Annotated in this window: 10 protein-coding genes and 2 pseudogenes; 6 read left to right on the top strand and 6 right to left on the bottom strand. The window is 71.8% G+C overall.

The window, feature by feature from the left end; all coding sequences use genetic code 11:
• The first annotated feature begins 2 nt into the window (after window positions 1–2).
• The gene (purH, locus tag VGL30_RS13535; RefSeq protein ID WP_331540530.1) at window positions 3–1550 is read left to right on the top strand and encodes a bifunctional phosphoribosylaminoimidazolecarboxamide formyltransferase/IMP cyclohydrolase; all 1548 of its coding nucleotides are present in this window, start codon (window positions 3–5) and stop codon (window positions 1548–1550) included.
• A gap of 35 nt (window positions 1551–1585) precedes the next feature.
• Here the strand turns inward: purH and VGL30_RS13530 are convergent, their stop codons facing one another.
• On the bottom strand, window positions 1586–6460 hold the full coding sequence (locus VGL30_RS13530; RefSeq protein WP_331540529.1) for an NAD-glutamate dehydrogenase: 4875 nt from the start codon (window positions 6458–6460) through the stop codon (window positions 1586–1588).
• 192 nt (window positions 6461–6652) lie between these two features.
• The gene (locus VGL30_RS13525) at window positions 6653–7777 is read right to left on the bottom strand and encodes an AI-2E family transporter (protein WP_331540528.1); all 1125 of its coding nucleotides are present in this window, start codon (window positions 7775–7777) and stop codon (window positions 6653–6655) included.
• Between the two features lie 116 nt (window positions 7778–7893).
• On the opposite strand from VGL30_RS13525, the pseudogene VGL30_RS13520 reads away from it, so the two are divergent.
• Window positions 7894–9377: pseudogene (locus VGL30_RS13520) on the top strand (helicase HerA-like domain-containing protein).
• 7 nt (window positions 9378–9384) lie between these two features.
• On the opposite strand, the gene VGL30_RS13515 reads toward VGL30_RS13520, so the two are convergent.
• Window positions 9385–11715 carry a hybrid sensor histidine kinase/response regulator gene (locus tag VGL30_RS13515; protein ID WP_331540527.1) on the bottom strand — a complete coding sequence of 777 codons (2331 nt, stop codon included), beginning with the start codon at window positions 11713–11715 and terminating at the stop codon, window positions 9385–9387.
• A gap of 203 nt (window positions 11716–11918) precedes the next feature.
• On the opposite strand from VGL30_RS13515, the gene VGL30_RS13510 reads away from it, so the two are divergent.
• A complete protein-coding gene (locus VGL30_RS13510; protein WP_331540526.1) occupies window positions 11919–12344 on the top strand; it encodes a YkvA family protein in 426 nt (141 codons plus the stop codon).
• Window positions 12345–12347: 3 nt separating this feature from the next.
• Here the strand turns inward: VGL30_RS13510 and VGL30_RS13505 are convergent, their stop codons facing one another.
• From VGL30_RS13505 to VGL30_RS13495, 3 genes are all read right to left on the bottom strand, one after another.
• Window positions 12348–13349 carry an NADPH:quinone oxidoreductase family protein gene (locus tag VGL30_RS13505; protein ID WP_331540525.1) on the bottom strand — a complete coding sequence of 334 codons (1002 nt, stop codon included), beginning with the start codon at window positions 13347–13349 and terminating at the stop codon, window positions 12348–12350.
• 78 nt (window positions 13350–13427) lie between these two features.
• On the bottom strand, window positions 13428–14087 hold the full coding sequence (locus VGL30_RS13500; RefSeq protein ID WP_331540524.1) for a glutathione S-transferase family protein: 660 nt from the start codon (window positions 14085–14087) through the stop codon (window positions 13428–13430).
• 118 nt (window positions 14088–14205) lie between these two features.
• Window positions 14206–14757 (bottom strand): DUF2239 family protein, encoded by a 552-nt coding sequence (locus tag VGL30_RS13495; RefSeq protein ID WP_331540523.1) that lies wholly within the window; start codon window positions 14755–14757, stop codon window positions 14206–14208.
• A 136-nt stretch (window positions 14758–14893) separates the two neighbouring features.
• Here VGL30_RS13495 and rlmN point away from each other — a divergent pair, with 136 nt between their 5' ends.
• From rlmN to VGL30_RS13480, 3 genes and pseudogenes are all read left to right on the top strand, one after another.
• Complete coding sequence (gene rlmN, locus VGL30_RS13490) at window positions 14894–16051, top strand: 23S rRNA (adenine(2503)-C(2))-methyltransferase RlmN (RefSeq protein ID WP_331540522.1); 1158 nt, start codon at window positions 14894–14896, stop codon at window positions 16049–16051.
• Between the two features lie 67 nt (window positions 16052–16118).
• Window positions 16119–16547 (top strand): DUF350 domain-containing protein, encoded by a 429-nt coding sequence (locus VGL30_RS13485; protein WP_331540521.1) that lies wholly within the window; start codon window positions 16119–16121, stop codon window positions 16545–16547.
• 12 nt (window positions 16548–16559) lie between these two features.
• Window positions 16560–16931: pseudogene (locus VGL30_RS13480) on the top strand (serine protease); the annotation flags it as partial.

Raw genomic sequence — 16931 nt, 5'->3', positions numbered from 1 at the left:
GCATCACCCGCGCCCTGCTGTCGGTGTCCGATAAATCCGGGCTTATCGGTTTCGCGCAATCGCTGACCGAGTTTGGCATCGAACTGGTCTCCACCGGCGGCACCGCCAAGGCGCTGAAAGATGCCGGCCTCAAGGTAGACGACGTCGCCAGCCTCACCGGTATTCCGGAGATGATGGCTGGCCGGGTCAAGACCCTGCATCCGGCGGTGCACGGCGGACTGCTCGGCGTCCGCGACGCGCCCGAGCACGCCCGCGCCATGGCCGAGCACGGCATCGGCGGCATCGACCTCGTCTACGTGAACCTCTACCCCTTCGAATCGACCGTGGCCTCGGGCGCCGACTACGCCACCGCGGTGGAGAACATCGACATCGGCGGCCCGGCGATGATCCGCTCGGCGGCCAAGAACCACGGCTATGTGGCGGTCTGCACCGAGCCGGCCGACCTCGACGCGGTGCTGGCGGAGCTGACCGGCGCCGGGACCACCGGCTTCGGGCTGCGCCGCCGCCTGGCCGCCCGCGCCTACGCCCGCACCGCCGCCTATGACGCGGCCATCTCCAACTGGTTCGCCGCCCGGCTGGGCGAGGACTTTCCCCCGCGCAAGGCCATCGCCGGGTCCCTTGTCCAGACCATGCGCTATGGGGAGAACCCGCACCAGAAGGCGGCTTTCTACCGCTTCGAGCAGCCCCGCGTCGGCGTCGCCACGGCTGCGCAGCTGCAGGGCAAGGAGCTCAGCTACAACAACATCAACGACACCGACGCCGCCTTCGAGCTGATCGCCGAGTTCGATCCGAAGGACGGCCCGGCCTGCGCGATCATCAAGCACGCCAACCCCTGCGGACTGGCCCGTGGCGCGACCGTCAAGCAGGCCTATGACCGCGCGCTGGCCTGCGATCCGGTCAGCGCTTTCGGCGGCATCATCGCTCTGAACAGCCGCCTGGATGCGGCCACCGCGACCGAGATCCTCAAGTTGCTCACCGAGGTGGTGATCGCCCCCGAGGTGGACGCCGACGCCGTCGCCCTGTTCAAGAAAAAGAAGAACGTGCGCCTTCTGACCACCGGCGGCCTGCCGGACCCGCTGGCCGCGGGCATGACCTTCAAGTCGGTGGCCGGCGGCTTCCTGGTGCAGGGCCGCGACGACGCGCGGCTGACGCCCGCCGACCTCAAGGTGGTCACCAGGCGCGCGCCGACCGACGCGGAGGTGCGCGACATGCTGTTCGCCTTCACCGTCGCCAAGCACGTGAAGTCCAACGCCATCGTCTACGCCCGCGCCGGCCAGACCCTGGGCGTCGGCGCCGGCCAGATGAACCGCAAGGACTCCGCCCGCATCGCCGCCCTGCGCGCCGCCGACTTCGGCCTCGACCTGAAAGGATCGGCCTGCGCGTCGGAAGCCTTCTTCCCTTTCCCCGACGGCCTGCTGCAGGCGGCGGACGCGGGTTGCACCGCGGTGATCCAGCCCGGCGGCTCCATCGGCGACCAGGCAGTCATCGACGCCGCCGACGAACGCGGCGTGGCTATGGTGTTCACCGGCGTGCGGGTGTTCCGCCACTGAGGGCCCGGATTCCTCTCCCCCCGAATCGGGGGGGGTTACTTCCGCCGCTTCGCGCGCGCCGCGCCGGCGCTCGCCAGCTCGCGCAGGGCGGCGTTGGCGATGGTGAGCTTGGCGAAGGTCCAGGGGCCCGGGGAGGCCTCGATCTCCTCGAGGGTCCGGCGGGCGACGCCGACCTGTTCGCGGCGCATGGAGGACCAGGACGCCACCGCGGCCTCGGCGGCCTCGACGCTGTCGCCGGCCTGCGGGCTGGCGGCGAAGGCCATCAGGGCGCGGGTGAGCTCGGTCTGCTCGGCCAGCAGGTCTTCCACCAGCCGCCGCACGGCGGTGCGCTCGAAGTGGTCGCCGGCGGTGTAGCGGCCCACCGCCGCGCGCAGCCGGTCGAAGCCGAAGGCCTCGCCCGTCCGGTGGTAGAGCCGGGCCACGTTGGGCAGCGGCCAGCTCGAGGCCTCGGCCAGGTCCACCAGGTCGCCGGCGGTGGTCAGCGACAGCAGCACCGCCGCCTCCCGGGCCAGGTCCTGGGGCGCGCCGGCGTCCAGAAGTTCCGCCGCGCGCGCCTCCACGCCGGCGCGTTCCACGCTGGAAAACACTCCGGGCGCCAGGGCGCGCAGGGTCTTCAGGCCCGGGCCGTAGCGGGCGGTGAGCGCGCCCACGGTCAGGCCTTCGCGGGCCGCGCGCCGGGCGAGCCAGAAGGTGGCGCCCCGCAGGACGCTGGCCAGTCGGCGGAACAGCGCCATCTGGGCGCTGGCGGGGACCTTGCCGTCCAGCGCCTCGGCCGCCGCCCAGATGCGGTCCAGGTCCAGCACCGCCTTGGCCGCCTCGTAGCCGATGACCAGGGCGCCGGCGTCGCAGTCCGCCGCGGCCATCAGGCGCGACGGGAAGCTCGGGCCGCAACGGTTGACCAGGTCGTTGGCCGTCACCGTGGCGATGATCTCCCGGCGCAGGCGGTGGCGGGCGATGGCTTCGCGCCGCTTGCGGAGCGGCTTGGGGAAATAGTCCTCCAGCACGCGCTCGAAGAAGTCGTCGTCGGGCGCGGCGGAGGCGACGATCTGGTGCGACAGCTCCAGCTTGCCGTAGGCCAGCAGCACCGCCAGCTCCGGCCGGGTCAGGCCGCGGCCCGCCGCCGCCCGCTCGGCGATCTCGGCGGCGTCCGGCAGGGCCTCCACCGTGCGGTCGAGCCGGCCCAGCGCCTCGAGTTGGCTCATGAACCGGGCGTGCGGCTCCAGCTCGCCCACCGAATCCATCTCCATCAGCGACAGCGCCAGGGTCTGGCCGTAGTTGTGGGCCAGCACGTGGGCGGCCACCTCGTCGGTCATCTCCTTGAGGAGCGTGTCCCGCCGGCGCCGGGTGAGCTGGCCGCCGCGCTCCAGCATGCCGGTGACGATCTTGATGTTCACCTCGTGGTCGGAGGTGTCGACCCCGGCGGAATTGTCGATGGCGTCGGTGTCGATCCGCCCGCCGCCGGTGGCGAACTCGATGCGGCCGCGCTGGGTGAGGCCCAGGTTGGCGCCCTCGCCCACCACCTGCACGCGGAGCTCCGAGCCGTTGATGCGGACCGGGTCGTTGGCCTTGTCGCCCACGTCGGCGTGGCTCTCGATGCGGGCCTTCATGTAGGTGCCGATGCCGCCCAGGTAGAGCAGGTCGGCCTTGGTCTTCAGGATCGCCTTGATCAGGTCGGTTGGCGGGAGCTCCTCGGCCTCCACCCCAAGCATCGCCCGCACCTCGGGACTGAGGGGGATCGATTTCAGCGTCCGGGCGAACACCCCGCCGCCCGTGGAGATCAGGTTCCTGTCGTAGTCGTCCCAGGAGGAGCGGGGCAGGGCGAACATCCGCTCCCGCTCCGTCCAGGAGGCGGCCGGGTCCGGGACGGGATCCAGGAAGACGTGGCGATGGTCGAAGGCGGCCAGCAGCCGGATCTCCTTCGACAGCAGCATGCCGTTGCCGAACACGTCGCCCGACATGTCGCCCACGCCGATCACCGTGAAGGGCTCGGACTGGATGTCCTTGCCGATCTCGCGGAAGTGGCGCTTGACCGCCTCCCAGGCGCCGCGTGCGGTGATGCCCATGACCTTGTGGTCGTAGCCGGCCGACCCGCCCGAGGCGAAGGCGTCGTCCAGCCAGAAGCCGTAGGACTGCGCCACCCCGTTGGCGATGTCGGAGAAGGTGGCCGTGCCCTTGTCGGCGGCGACCACCAGGTAGGGATCGTCCTCGTCGTGGGCGATCACCGCGTCCGGCCGCACCACCGCGCCCTCCGGCGTCAGGTTGTCGGTGAGGTCGAGCAGGCCCTGCAGGAAGGTGGTGTAGGCCCTGACGCCCTCGGCGCGGATGGCGTCGGCGCCGGTCTTGGGCAGCTGCTTCGGGTAGAAGCCGCCCTTGGAGCCCACCGGCACGATCACCGCGTTCTTCACCTGCTGCGCCTTGGCCAGGCCCAGCACCTCGGTGCGGAAGTCGTCCCGGCGGTCGGACCAGCGCAGGCCGCCGCGGGCCACGGGGCCGAAGCGCAGGTGCACACCCTCCACTCCCACGGCGGAGACGAAGATCTCGCGGTACGGCCTGGGCACCGGCAGGTCGGTCACCTCGCTGGAGGCCACCTTGAAGCTGATGTACGGCTTCGGCGCTCCGTCGGCGCCGGTCTGGTAGAAGTTGGTCCGCTTGGCGGCGTCCACCAGCAGGGCGATGCGGCGCAGCACCCGGTCCTCGTCCAGGCTGTCCACGTGCTGCAGGGCGGCGAGGATCTCCTCCATCACCGCGCGGGCCTGGGTCCGCCGCGTGGCCAGGTCCGCGGCGATCGCCGGATCGAACTTGGTGCGGAACATGTCGAGGATCAGCCGGGCGATCCCCGGATGGGCGGACAGCGCCTCTTCCTGCACCCGCTGGCTGGGGTCGAGGCCGGCCTGCTGCCGGTGACGGGCGAGCGCACGGATCAGCGCCGCCTCGCGCCAGGGGATCGACAGCTCCAGCACCAGGCGGTTGAAGCCGTCGTTTTCGGCCTGGCTGTTCCACACCGCCACGAAGGCGGCCTCGAAGGCGTGCTTCACCTCGGCGAAGGCCAGGTGCTCGCCGCGCACGTCCTCGATCTCGAACTCGTGGACCCACACCGGCTCGCCGCCGGCGCGGCGGACGGGGAAGCCCTGCTCGGCCATCGCCTTCAGGCCCATGTTGTCGAGGATCGGCAGGATGTCGGCCAGCGGCGCCGGGCCGCCGGGCCTGTAGAGCTTGAAGCGGAACCGTCCGGCCGGGTCGTCGGCCATGCGATAGGCGCGCACCCGCACCGTCTCGCCGGCGGCGAAGCCGTCGATCTCGGCGGCGTCGGCCAGGGCCTCGGGCGCGCCGTAGGCGTCGCGGTAGCCGGCCGGGAAGGCGGCGGCGTAGCGGGCGAGCGCGCCGGCTACCGCCTCCGCCGTCCCGCCGGCGGCGCGCACCGCGGATTCGAAGCGGTCGGCCCAGGTGCGGGCGGCCTCGGCGATCTCCGCCTCCAGCTTGGGCAGGTCCGGCTGCAGGTGCTCGTGCGGGGTGAAGCCGATGATGTAGTGGACACGGGCGAGCGGGGTGTCGGAAAAGCTTGGATAGGCCGCCGACAGCCGCCCGCCGTAGGCCCGCGCCAGGATGTCGCCCGCACGGTCCTGAAGGTCGGAGTCGTAGCGCTCCCGCGGCACGTAGAGCAGGACCGAGGCGAAGCGGTCGAAGGGATCGCGCCGCACGAACAGCCGCACGCGCGGGCGGTCGTAGAGGTGCAGGATGCCCAGCGCCAGCTGCAGCAGCTCCGCCTCGCTGGTCTGGAACAGCTCGTCGCGGGGGTGGTTCTCCAGGATGTTGCGCAGCCGCTTCTCGTTGTGGCTGCCGGGCGCCACGGCCGCGCGCTCGAACACGTGGGCCAGCTTGGCGCGGATCAGCGGCACGGCGCTGGCCGGCTCGTCATAGGCCTCCGACGTGAACAGGCCCACGAAGCGGATCTCGCCGCAGGGCAGGCCGTCGGCGTCGTAGCGTTTGATCCCGACGTAATCCATGTACACGCGGCGATGCACCCGCGAGCGGACGTTGGACTTGGCCACCGTCACCGGCGGGTCGTTGAGGACGCGGTCCTTCACCTGGGCGGCCAGCACCGCCGGCTCGTTCGCCCGGCGCAGCACCGTGCGGGCCGGGTCGCGCAGCACGCCCAGGCCGCCCTTCGGACGGTAGAGCGGCTCCTCCGCCGCGTACTCGCCGTTCTTCAGCTTGGGGTATTCGTAGGTTCGCGCGCCCAGGAACACGAAGTGGTTCTGCTGCAGCCAGGCGAGGAAGGCCACCTGCTCGTCGCGGTCGCGCGCCGGGCCCGCGCCCTGCTTGAGCTCGGCGATGGCCCCGCCCATCAGCGCCAGCATGGGCTGGAAGTCCTCCACCGCCGCGCGGACGTCGGCCAGGGTCTCCGCGATCCCTGCCAGGAGCGCCGCTTCGCGGTGGGCGCCGACGGAGTCCAGCATCACCTGGATCATCGACTCCGGATGCGCCGGCCTGGCCGCCGTGCGCTGGCCCCTGCGGTCGCGGGCGATCGGAATCAGCGGGTGGAACATGGCGCGGACCGAGAGACCCTGGTCGGCGATCTCGGCCATCAGGCTGTCCACCAGGAACGGCGCGTCATCCTGGACCGCTTCGACGCGGTCGAGGGCCTCGCCCTGTTCGCCCAGGGCGGGCGCGACGCGGACCAGCGCCTTGCCGGCCGGCCGGCGGGCGCCGAACCGCCAGAAATCGGCGAGGTTCCGGCCCAGCTCCGCCGGCGACAGCTCGCGAAGCTCGTCCGGCGCAGCGTCGGCGGCGGCCTGCTCGATGAAGGCCTGGGCGGCCTCGGGCGCGGGGTCGTCGCCCAGCGCCTCGTTGAACGCCTTGGAGATTTCCTTGGCCAGCGCGGTCCTGGCCGGACGGAAGGGACGGTTCATGGCTGGCCCTTGGATGCGAGAACGCCGCCGGAGGAGAGATTCCGGCGGCGCGTTGCTCCGCCGTGGGGGGGCGGCGGAACACTCTTTGCTCGCAGCGCCCGTGGGCTTGGGGACCGGGCGCGCCTGAATGATCCAATCGGATCCGAGCAGGACTTAGATAGGAACGGCCATCGCAAAGTGAAGTCCCCTCTGTCACTCTCTTTTAACGGACTTGCGCCGCGGTTTCGGCTCGATCGGCTGGTCGGGTGATTCGACCGGCCGGCTGTCCTTCAGGCGATCGGGCTCGCCATCGGCCGACAACAGGACGGCGACCCATCGCGTTCCCGGGAACTGGGCGAGAATCACCATCAGCATCACGGTGAGCGGCGTCGACAGGAACATGCCGGCCACGCCCCAGATCGCGCCCCAGAAGGCCAGCGACAGCAGGACGACGACGGGATCGATGTTCAGGCTGCGGCCCTGCATCCGCGGCAGCACCACGTTGCCGACGACGAATTGCAGGGTCTGCAACACCGCCACCAGCACGATCGCCTGCCAGTAGGTGTCGAACTGCACCAGGGCGAAGAGCGGCGGCGCCAGGATGCCCACCAGCCCGCCCACCACCGGGATGTAGGAGGCGATGAAGATCAGGAACGCCCAGAAGAGCGCGTTGTCGAGGCCCACCGCCGCCATGACGGCCCAGGAGCCCAGGGCGATCATCAGGCCGGTGACCGTCTGCACCCACAGGTACTGCTCCACGCCGTCGCGGATGCGGTGAAAGGCGTCGACCGCGTACTGGCGTTCCTCCCGCTGGGGGAACAGGCCCACGACCTTGCGCCCGAACCCGCGCCGCGAGGCGATGATGAAGCCGAGATATATCAGGATGAAGACGGCGTTCGAGGCGAAGTCCTGCAGCATCTTCGCCACGTCGCCCAGGTAGCGGGTGGGATTGAGCTGCTGGAAGAGCTGGTCGATCGTGGGCGGCACGTCGACGCCGGCCAACCCCGCCACCCGCGCGATCAGGCCGTTGAGCCGGGGCGTGTAGCTGACCAGCTGGCCGGCGAAGGCGGTGGCGTTGTCGGCCACCACGAAGGCGGCCCCGCCGAACAGCGCGATGGACAGGATGATCGCCACCGGCATGGCCGCCTCATCCGGCACGAGGCGCCGGGTCCTGGCGCGCAGGATCCGGGCGAAGCCGTCGATCATCACGGCCAGGAACATGGCCAGCGCCAGGGGCGTCAGGATGCCCCGCAGCCAGTAGAGGGCCGCGCCGGACGCGATCACCGCCAGGATCAACAGCGCATTGCGCGAAATGGCGGACGACCGGTCTTCGGGCATAGGGCTCGCTGGCTGTTCGCGAAACGGCGCGCTTCGGGGGCCGCATGGTGGACTCCCCCTGGCGGCGCGTCGAGGGCCCCGCTAGCTTCGTCCGATCGGCGATGCGGAGGTTTCGGATGGCGGCGGAAGACGGCGTGCTGATCGGGTTCTCCGATCATTTCGAGCTGCTGCGGCTGGACCGCGCCAACCGGCACGGCCTGGTGGCCGGCGCCACCGGCACCGGCAAGACCGTCACCCTGCAGGTGATCGCCCAGGGCCTGTCCGACGCCGGCGTGCCGGTGTTCGCCGCCGACGTGAAGGGCGACCTGTGCGGCGTGGCGGCGCCGGGCGCCCCCAATGACAAGATGCTGGCCCGGGCCAAGGCCATGGGCCTCGAGCTGCATCCGGCCGCGGCGCCGGTGGTGTTCTGGGACCTGTTCGGGGAGAAGGGCCACCCGATCCGCGCCACCATCTCGGAGATGGGGCCGGTGCTGCTCTCGCGGATGCTGGAGCTGAACGACGTGCAGGAGGGCGCGCTGAACGTGGTCTTCAAGGCCGCCGACGCCGAGGGCCTGCTGCTGCTGGACCTCAAGGACCTGCAGGCCGCGCTGACCTACGCTTCGCAGAACTCCCAGGACCTGGGCGCCCGTTACGGGGCGGTGGCGCCGGCGACGGTGGCCACCATCCAGCGCAAGCTGCTGGTGCTGGAGAACCAGGGCGGCGAGAGCCTGTTCGGCGAGCCGGCGCTGTCGCTTTCCGATCTCATGCGCACCGATCCCGGCGGCAAGGGCTACGTCAATGTGCTGGCCGCCGACCGGCTGATCAACTCGCCGCAGCTCTACGCCACCTTCCTGCTCTGGCTGCTCTCCGAGCTGTTCGAGGAGCTGCCCGAGGTGGGCGACCCGGAGAAGCCCAAGCTGGTGTTCTTCTTCGATGAGGCGCACCTGCTGTTCCGCGACGCCCCCAGCGGCCTCTTGCAGAAGGTGGAGCAGGTGGTCCGCCTGATTCGCTCCAAGGGCGTCGGCGTCTACTTCGTCACCCAGAACCCCGCCGACATCCCCGATACGGTGCTGGGCCAGCTCGGCAACCGGGTGCAGCACGCGCTGCGGGCCTACACCCCCGCCGAGCAGCGGGGCCTGAAGGCGGCGTCGGAATCCTTCCGGCCCAACCCGGCCTTCGACACGGCCGAGGCGATCCAGGGCCTGGGCGTCGGCGAGGCCCTGGTCTCGGTGCTGGACGAAAAGGGCGCGCCGACGGTGGTGCAGAAGACCCTGATCCGGCCGCCGGATTCCCGGCTGGGGCCCATCACCCCGGCCGAGCGGGCGGCGGTCACCGCCCAGAGCCCGGTGCGCGGGCTCTACGACCAGGCCAAGGACCGCGATCCGCCTTCGAGATGCTCAGGTCCCGGGCGGGTAAGACGACGGCCGACGCCGCCGCGGCACAGGAGGCGGCCGAGGCGGCCAGGGCGCAGAAAGCCCAGCCTGCGCCCCGCGCCGCGCCGCGGCCCTCCAACCGCCAGGGCATGGGCGAGGCCTTCGCCAAGTCCCTCCTGCGCACCATCGGCAGCCAGGTGGGCCGCGAGATCATCCGCGGCGTGCTGGGCAGCCTGCGGCGGCGATAGCGCCGGCTCAGTCCGCCCGCTCCGGGGTCCGTCCCAGGGTCTGGCGCAGCACGGCGGCGAGCTGTTCGGCGCGGAAGGGCTTGCGCAGCACCGGCCAGTCGAGTTCGCCGGCCTGGCCGCCGGCGTAGCCGGTGGTGAGCACGAACGGCAGGCCGGGGCGGACGGCGGCCGCGGCGCGGGCCAGGTCGATTCCGGTCATGCCGCCCGGCATCACCACGTCGGAGATCACCAGGTCGAAGGCCTCGTCGCGCTCCAGCCGGCGCAGCGCCGAGACGCCGTCCGGCTCGCAGGCCACCTGGCAGTCCAGTTCCTCGAGCAGGCACTCGGTGACGGCGCGCACGGCGGCGTCGTCCTCCACCAGCAGCACCCGGGCGCCGCGCCTCCAGTCGTCCTCGGGCGCGGGCGCCGCCGCCTGCGGCTGGGCCGGGGTCTCGGTTACGGCGGGCAGGTAGAGGGAGATGGTCGTGCCGCGCCCGACCGCGCTGTCGATCGCCACCGCCCCGTCGCTCTGGCTGACGAAGCCATAGACCTGCGCCAGGCCGAGCCCGGTGCCCTTGCCGACCTCCTTGGTGGTGAAGAACGGCTCGAACACCCGCCCCAGCACCTCCGGCGCCATGCCCGCGCCGTTGTCCGCCACGCTCACCCGCACGTAGTCGCCCGCCGCCGCGCCGGCGACCTCGCCCTCGGCCAGCCGGACGGGGGAGGCCTCGATGCGGATCCAGCCGCCCGCCGGGGTCGCGTCCGACGCATTGACCACCAGGTTCAGCAAGGCGGATTCGAACTGCGCCGCGTCGACCCGGCTGGCCGCCAGGCCCGGGGCGCAATGCAGGACCAGGTCCAGCGCCTCGCCCGCCGCCCGGCGCACCAGGGGCTCGGCCTGCAGGACCAGCCCCGCGACGTCGATCACCTCCAGCTTCAATTCCTGGCGCCGCGAGAAGGCCAGCAGCTGGCGGGTCAGGCGCTCCCCGCGCCGGCCCGCCGCCAGCGCCGCTTCGCCCAGCCGCTTGACCCGGACCGGGTCGTCGGGCGCGCGCAGGATCATGTCCAGGCCGCCGATCACCACGGTCAGGAGGTTGTTGAAGTCGTGGGCCACCCCGCCGGTCAGCCGGCCCACCGTCTCCAGCCGCTGGGCCTGGGCCAGCGTCGCCTCGGCGCGGGCCCGCTCCTCCAGGCTCGCCTCCAGCTCCCGGGTGCGCTCGGCCACCCGCTCCTCCAGGTCGCGGCGGGATTCGATGATCTCGCTGATGTCGGTGGCCGCCCCGTACCAGCGGCCCACCGCTCCGTTCTCTCCCCGCACCGAGGTGGCGCGGCCGGCGAACCAGCGCCAGACGCCGTCGTGCCGGCGCAGGCGGTACTCGATGTCGAACGGCAGCAGGCCCGCCACCGCCTGCTCCCACGCCCGCTCCACGTCGTCGCGGTCTTCGGGATGCACCGCGGAAAGCCAGCCCCGCCCGAGGCGCCCGCCGGGTTCGCCGCCGGCGAACGCCGTCCACTGGGGGCTGAAATAATCGCACCAGCCGTCCGCGCGGGCGGACCACAGGAGCTGGGGCAGGGCGTTCATCAGCACCCGAAGCTGCGCCTCCGTGTCGCGGAGCGCCTGTTCGGACTCACGTTCGGCGGTGACGTCGCGGTAGGTCACCGCCACCCCGCCGCGCAGGCGCACGCCGGAGGAGCGCATCCAGCGCTCCTGGCCGTCGATCGTCCGGCGGACCACCATGTCGTCGGGCCCACCGTGCTCCAGCACCTCCTTCAGGCGGCCGATCATGTCCGCCGCCCCGTCGGGCGGGAACACCTCGGTGACCTTCAGGCCGCGGAGGCGGTGGATCGCCGCCGGGCTCGTGCGGTCGGCGGCGGGGTTGGCGTAGACCCAGCGGAAGTTCGTCACCTGGCCGTCCTGCCGGAGCGGCTCGAGGATGACGAAGGCGTCGAGGGCGGCGTCCTGGGCGGCGCGGAACCGCTCCTCGGCCGCCACGCCGTGCAGGATGCCCAGGCGCAGCGCCTTGGCCATGAACACCATCAGCATGGCGGTGACGGCGAACATGGCCAGCTGCGCATGCTGCGTCGTCCACAGGTCCCGCCCGGCGGCGTCCGGCACGAACAGCGCCGCCACCGCCACGGTGCTGAGCGCCATGGCCGCGACGCCGCCGCGGGCGCCGGCCACCAGGGTGGCGAACAGCACCGCGGGAAAGAACGGCATGAACGGCGGCGGGTCGGGCATGACCAGGCCCGCGCCCCACCGCAGGGCGGCGGCGACCCCGACGGCGGCGAAAACCAGGCCGTAGGCTACGAGGGGGCGTTCGATCGCCGTCGCGAACCGCTGCGCCCACCTGCCGATCATCTGTTTCCCACCCGCTCGCGACGAGTGCGCAACGAACCCCGGTTTGCAGGCCGCGTAAAGCGCGCAGCGATGGTGAAGGTCGGCAAACTATTGATCCAGGCCGCACTTTCGCCGTGGGGACGGCTGTTGCGACCGAATTGAGTTGCATGAACCTTCGGCTCCCGGTCCTGTTTGCCGGGGGAACCCGCCAAAGGTCCTAGACGATGAGCGCCAACTCCAAAGCATCACCCGACGCCGACGGCGGGGCCTTCGACGGCGGCAGGCCGCTCGATCCCAGCCGGGCGCTGGTCCCGTCCGTGGTGAAGCTGAACGAGCAGCGGGTGGCCCGCGGCTTCTGGCCCAAGATCCGCAAGGTGGCGGCGCGCACGCCCTTCGCCGCCGACGCCCTGTCGGTCTGGTACTGCGCCCGCGACGCGGACACGCCGCGCACCGCCAAGGCGCTGATGATGGCGGCGCTCGCCTATTTCGTCCTGCCCATGGACGCGATCCCCGACGTCCTGGCCGGCGTCGGTTTCACCGACGACGCGGCGGTGTTCGCCGCCCTCCTGGCCACCGTCGGCCGCCACCTGAAGCCGCGGCACAAGGCCGAGGCCAAGGCCTTCCTCGACCGGTTGAAGGAAGACCGCTGAACCTCAGTCCATCGTCACCACCACCTTGCCCAGCGCCCGGCGTTCGCCCAGGTGCGCGATGGCCGCAGCGGCGTCGTCCAGCGGATAGCGGGCGGAGATTCGCGGCCTGATCCTGCCGTCGGCGTAGAGCTGCAGGAGCTCGTCCACGTGCTGGGCGTAGCCCTTGGCGTCGCGGTCCATCCAGCTGCCCCAGAACACCCCCATGATGTCGCAGCTCTTTAGCAGCGGCAGGTTCAGCGGAATGCGTGGGATGTCGCCGGCCGCGAAGCCGATCACCAGGTAGCGGCCGCCCCAGGCGATGCTGCGCAGCGCCGGCTCGGCGTAGTCACCGCCGACGGCGTCGTAGATCACCTCGGGGCCTCCGGGCCCGCAGGCGGCCTTGAAGCGCTCGGACAGATCCTTGCGCGCGTCGTGATCGAGGGGGCCGCGGTCATAGACCAGCCCCTCGTCGGCGCCGTAGGTTTTGCAGAAGTCGAGCTTCTCCTGGCTGGAGCAGGCGGCGACCACCTGCGCGCCCAGGGCCTTGCCCAGCTCCACGGCGGCCAGGCCCACTCCACCCGCCGCGCCCAGCACCAGCAGGGTATCGCCCGGCCGGATGCGCGCGCGCCACTTCAGGGCGTAGTAGGAGGTGCCATAGGTGAGGATGAAGCCCGCGGCCTCGTCGAAGGGCATGGCGTCCGGCATCCTGATCAGCCGATGCGGCTCGGTGACCACCTCCTCCGCCATGCCGCCCCAGCTGGCGTTGCCCAGCACCCGGTCGCCGGGGCGCAGGGCCGTCACCCCCTCGCCCACCGCCTTGACCACCCCGGAGATCTCCGCGCCGGGGCTGAAGGGCCGGGGCGGCTTCATCTGGTAGCGATCCTCGATGATCAGCACGTCCGGGAAATTGACGCCGCAGGCCTTCACTTGCACCAGCACCTCGCCGGGCCCGGGCGTAGGGCTGGGGATGTCCTCCACCACCAGGGTCTCTGGCCCGCCGGCCACCTTGCTCAGCAACGCCTTCATATCCGTCCTCCCCGGGTGCGCTCGAACGGCGCGGACGCTAGAGCCGGATAGCCGGAAGGGGAAGCCGGTTCCGGCGACTCAGTCGCGATCCGGCGCGCCCAACGGGAAGAACGGGCGGTAGGGCCTGGCCTCGTCCACGGCGCGGGCGAAGGACGGCCGGGCCAGCAGGCGGGCGCGATAGGCGCGGAGGTCGGCGAACTGCGGCGCGATCTCTTGCGTCCAGTCCGCGTAGAACAGCGAGGGCGCCGCGGCGCAGTCGGCCAGGCTGAAGGCTTCCCCCGCCGCCCACGTGCGGCCCTGCATCCGCGCGTCCAGCCAGCGGTAGGCAGTCTCCAGCATCGCCTTCGCCTCTGCGACCCCCTGGCGGTCCCGGGCCTCCGGGGCGCGGAGGGCGTCGAACACGCACTTGCCCTGCGGGGTCATGACGTAGTTGTCGAAGATGCGGTCCAGCATCCGCACCTCCAGCGCCGTGTCCGGATCTTCCGGGATCAGCCGCACCGGCCCCGGGTGGTGGATCTGCAGGTGCTCGATGATGAGGCTGGCCTCGAGGATCGTGCGGTCGCCGTCGCGCAGGAGCGGAAAGCGCTTGATGGGCCAAAGCGCCGCAAATTCCTCGTCCGTGGCCGGCTCTTCAGGCGCCAGCATGCGGAAGGTGAACGGAATGTCGTTCTCGTAAAACGCGATCAGCGCCTTCTGGCAGTAGGACGAGAACGGGTGGGCGAACAGTTGCAGGGTCATCGCAGTCTCCCTCGGGTGGCGCGGTCACCGACCTAGTGCAGGACGCCGGCCTTCGCCATCGTGACTTTCCCCATCGACAAGCCGGCTGCCATTCACAAGCGGCGGCGGCGAAGGCGGGCTAGGACCCAACCGCCTCGAAGGCGTCGAACGTCCGGCCGGCCAGCGCCCGCGCATGGTCGCGCACGTCCGGCGCCCAGGCCTCCGACATCTCCGAGAAGCGCCGGCGGTCCTTGGCGAAGAGGGCCCGCGTCGCCTCCTCATAGCCCGGCGCGTCGCCGGCCATCGTGGTGACGAACCGGTAGGCCGCCTCCTGCGCCCGCCGCGCCGCGTCCGGCCCTGCGCTTTCGCGCCGGGCGGCCTCCACCAGCCGGCGCAGGGCGGCCGAGGCCCCGCCGGGCTGGCCGTTCAGCCACGCCCAGTGGCGGGGCAGCAGCGTCACCTCCCGCGATTCGACGCCCAGTTTCGGGCGGCCCGGCCGCCGCGCCGGCGGCGCTGCAGCCCGCAGGTCCAGGTCGATCACCCCGCCGGTGGCGTCGTCGAAGATCAGCACCTGGCCGCCCCGCGCCAGGGCCGCGCGCGCCGCGACGGACGCGCGCTCCAGCGGCCCGGCGGCGATCCGGCGGGGGCCGTCGAAGACGGTGCAGGCGTCGTCGTCGCCGGGAGGCTGCATGGCTTGGACTCCTGTGCGGCGGAGGATATTACCCGGGTGATATGCGGTCGTCAATATCGTCCGGGTAATATATCGATTTGGCGGGCCGGGCCGGCGCGCCTATATTCGCGGCCCCTTCTGAACCGGCGGATTTCCCTTGGGCGTCACACTCGACCTTTCGCGCGCGGGCGCCGTGACGCCGGTGCGGCCCAACCTCTCGGGCCTGACCCGGCCGGCCCTGGCCGCGGCGCTGGTCGACGCGGGCGTGGCGTCGCCGGAGAAGGCGCGGATGCGCGCCGTCCAGGCCTGGCGCTGGATCCACCACTACGGCGTCACCGACTTCGGCCGGATGACCGACATCGCCAAGGAGACCCGCGCGGCGCTCGCCGAGCATTTCAGGCTCGACCGTCCCGAGGTGGTGGAGCGGCAGGTGAGCCGCGACGGCACGCGCAAGTGGCTGATCCGCATGGCGCCGGGGGTGGAGGTGGAGACCGTCTACATCCCCGACGTGGGCCGGGCCGGCGCGCTCTGCATCTCCAGCCAGGTCGGCTGCACCCTGAACTGCACCTTCTGCCACACCGGCACCCAGGCGCTGGTGCGCAACCTCACCGCCGCCGAGATCGTGGCCCAGGTGCAGGTCGCCCGCGACGACCTGGAGGAATGGCCCTCGCCGAAGGAGGACCGCCGGCTGTCCAATATCGTCTTCATGGGCATGGGCGAGCCGCTGTACAATCTCGATGCGGTGGCCGACGCCATCGACATCATCGCCGACAACGAGGGGATCGCCATCTCCCGGCGGCGGATCACCGTCTCGACCTCCGGGGTGATCCCGGAGTTCCAGGCGCTGGGCCAGCGCACCCAGGCGATGCTGGCCATCTCGCTGCACGCCACCAACGACGCCTTGCGCGACGTGCTGGTGCCGCTGAACCGCAAGTATCCCATCGCCGAGCTGATGGCGGCGGTGCGCGCCTTTCCGGGCCTGTCCAACGCCCGGCGGGCGACCTTCGAATATGTGATGCTCAAGGGCGTCAACGACAGCCCCGCCGAGGCCCGCGCCCTGGTGCAGCTGCTCAAGGCGATCCCGGCCAAGATCAACCTGATCCCGTTCAATCCCTGGCCGGGGACGGACTACCAGTGCTCCGACTGGGGAACGATCGAGGCCTTCGCCGCCATCCTGAACCGCGCGGGCTTCGCCTCGCCGATCCGCACGCCCCGCGGACGCGACATCCTGGCCGCCTGCGGCCAGCTGAAATCCGAGAGCGAGAAGCTGCGCGCCAGCGCCCGGCGGAGCACGGCGCTTCCGCCCGACGCCTGAAGGGGTTGGCCGCGGCGCCCGGCGCCGTGCTAACCCCGCAAGCCCAGCCGCCACACCTGAGAGCCTGATGCCGACCCAGCTCCAGTCGCCCGAGATCCAGGCCTTCGCCACGGGCTTCCCGCTCACCCTGCTGCACGCCGGCGTCACGACGCTGATCCTGGTCCTGGGCGCGCTGGCCTATGTGATGCTGACCCCGCACCGGGAGATCACCCTGATCCGCGAGGGCAACGCCGCCGCGGCGGTGTCGCTGGCGGGCGTGCTGGTGGGCCTGTCCATTCCCCTGGCGGTGTCGCTCAACGCCTCGACCTCGATGATCGAGATCGGCGTCTGGGGCGCCTCCACCGTCGTGGTGCAGCTGCTGGTGTTCCGGGTGGTCGACCTCTTGCTGCGCGGCCTGCCGCAGCGGATCCAGGAGGGCGAGACGGCGGCTGCAGCCCTGCTGGTCGGCGCCAAGCTCGCCACAGCCATCATCCTCGCCGCGGCCGTGGCGGGCTGAGGCGCGCCTCAAGTGCATTTTCCCCGGCTGCCGGACTGGCTGCTCTATTCGGCGGTGGTGGCGGGCCTCTTGGCCGCCGCCATCGGCCGGCAGGAGCGGGCCGACGCCCCGCCGGCGCCGCCGGACGCCGGCGAGGGGACGCCGCTCGGGCCCGCCTCGCCGTTCGACCCGTCCGTGGTCGTCGACGTGCCGGGCCAGGCCCGGCCGGGGGCCGGCACCGCCTTTTCCGTGAACGACGATGGGGTCTGGGTGACTGCGCGCCACGTGGTCGACGGCTGCAAGACCGCCGCCATCGTGGTGGGCGAGGGCCGCGGGGTGGCGGCCAAGGTGCAGATCGACCCGCGCGGCGAGGCGGCCCTGCTGCTCACCGAAGGCGGGGCGCCG

Source organism: Phenylobacterium sp., from assembly GCF_036502675.1.
Classification (GTDB): domain Bacteria; phylum Pseudomonadota; class Alphaproteobacteria; order Caulobacterales; family Caulobacteraceae; genus Phenylobacterium.
This window is presented reverse-complemented; position numbering and strand designations above follow the sequence as displayed.

Excerpts from the sequence above, each read along its gene's own strand:
- VGL30_RS13485 (WP_331540521.1), top strand. The coding sequence starts at position 16,119 with ATGCCGACCCAGCTCCAGTCGCCCGAGATCCAGGCCTTCGCCACGGGC.
- VGL30_RS13500 (WP_331540524.1), bottom strand. The coding sequence starts at position 14,087 with ATGACCCTGCAACTGTTCGCCCACCCGTTCTCGTCCTACTGCCAGAAG.
- VGL30_RS13525 (WP_331540528.1), bottom strand. The coding sequence starts at position 7,777 with ATGCCCGAAGACCGGTCGTCCGCCATTTCGCGCAATGCGCTGTTGATC.
- VGL30_RS13505 (WP_331540525.1), bottom strand. The coding sequence starts at position 13,349 with ATGAAGGCGTTGCTGAGCAAGGTGGCCGGCGGGCCAGAGACCCTGGTG.
- VGL30_RS13530 (WP_331540529.1), bottom strand. The coding sequence starts at position 6,460 with ATGAACCGTCCCTTCCGTCCGGCCAGGACCGCGCTGGCCAAGGAAATC.
- VGL30_RS13510 (WP_331540526.1), top strand. The coding sequence starts at position 11,919 with ATGAGCGCCAACTCCAAAGCATCACCCGACGCCGACGGCGGGGCCTTC.
- VGL30_RS13495 (WP_331540523.1), bottom strand. The coding sequence starts at position 14,757 with ATGCAGCCTCCCGGCGACGACGACGCCTGCACCGTCTTCGACGGCCCC.
- VGL30_RS13515 (WP_331540527.1), bottom strand. The coding sequence starts at position 11,715 with ATGATCGGCAGGTGGGCGCAGCGGTTCGCGACGGCGATCGAACGCCCC.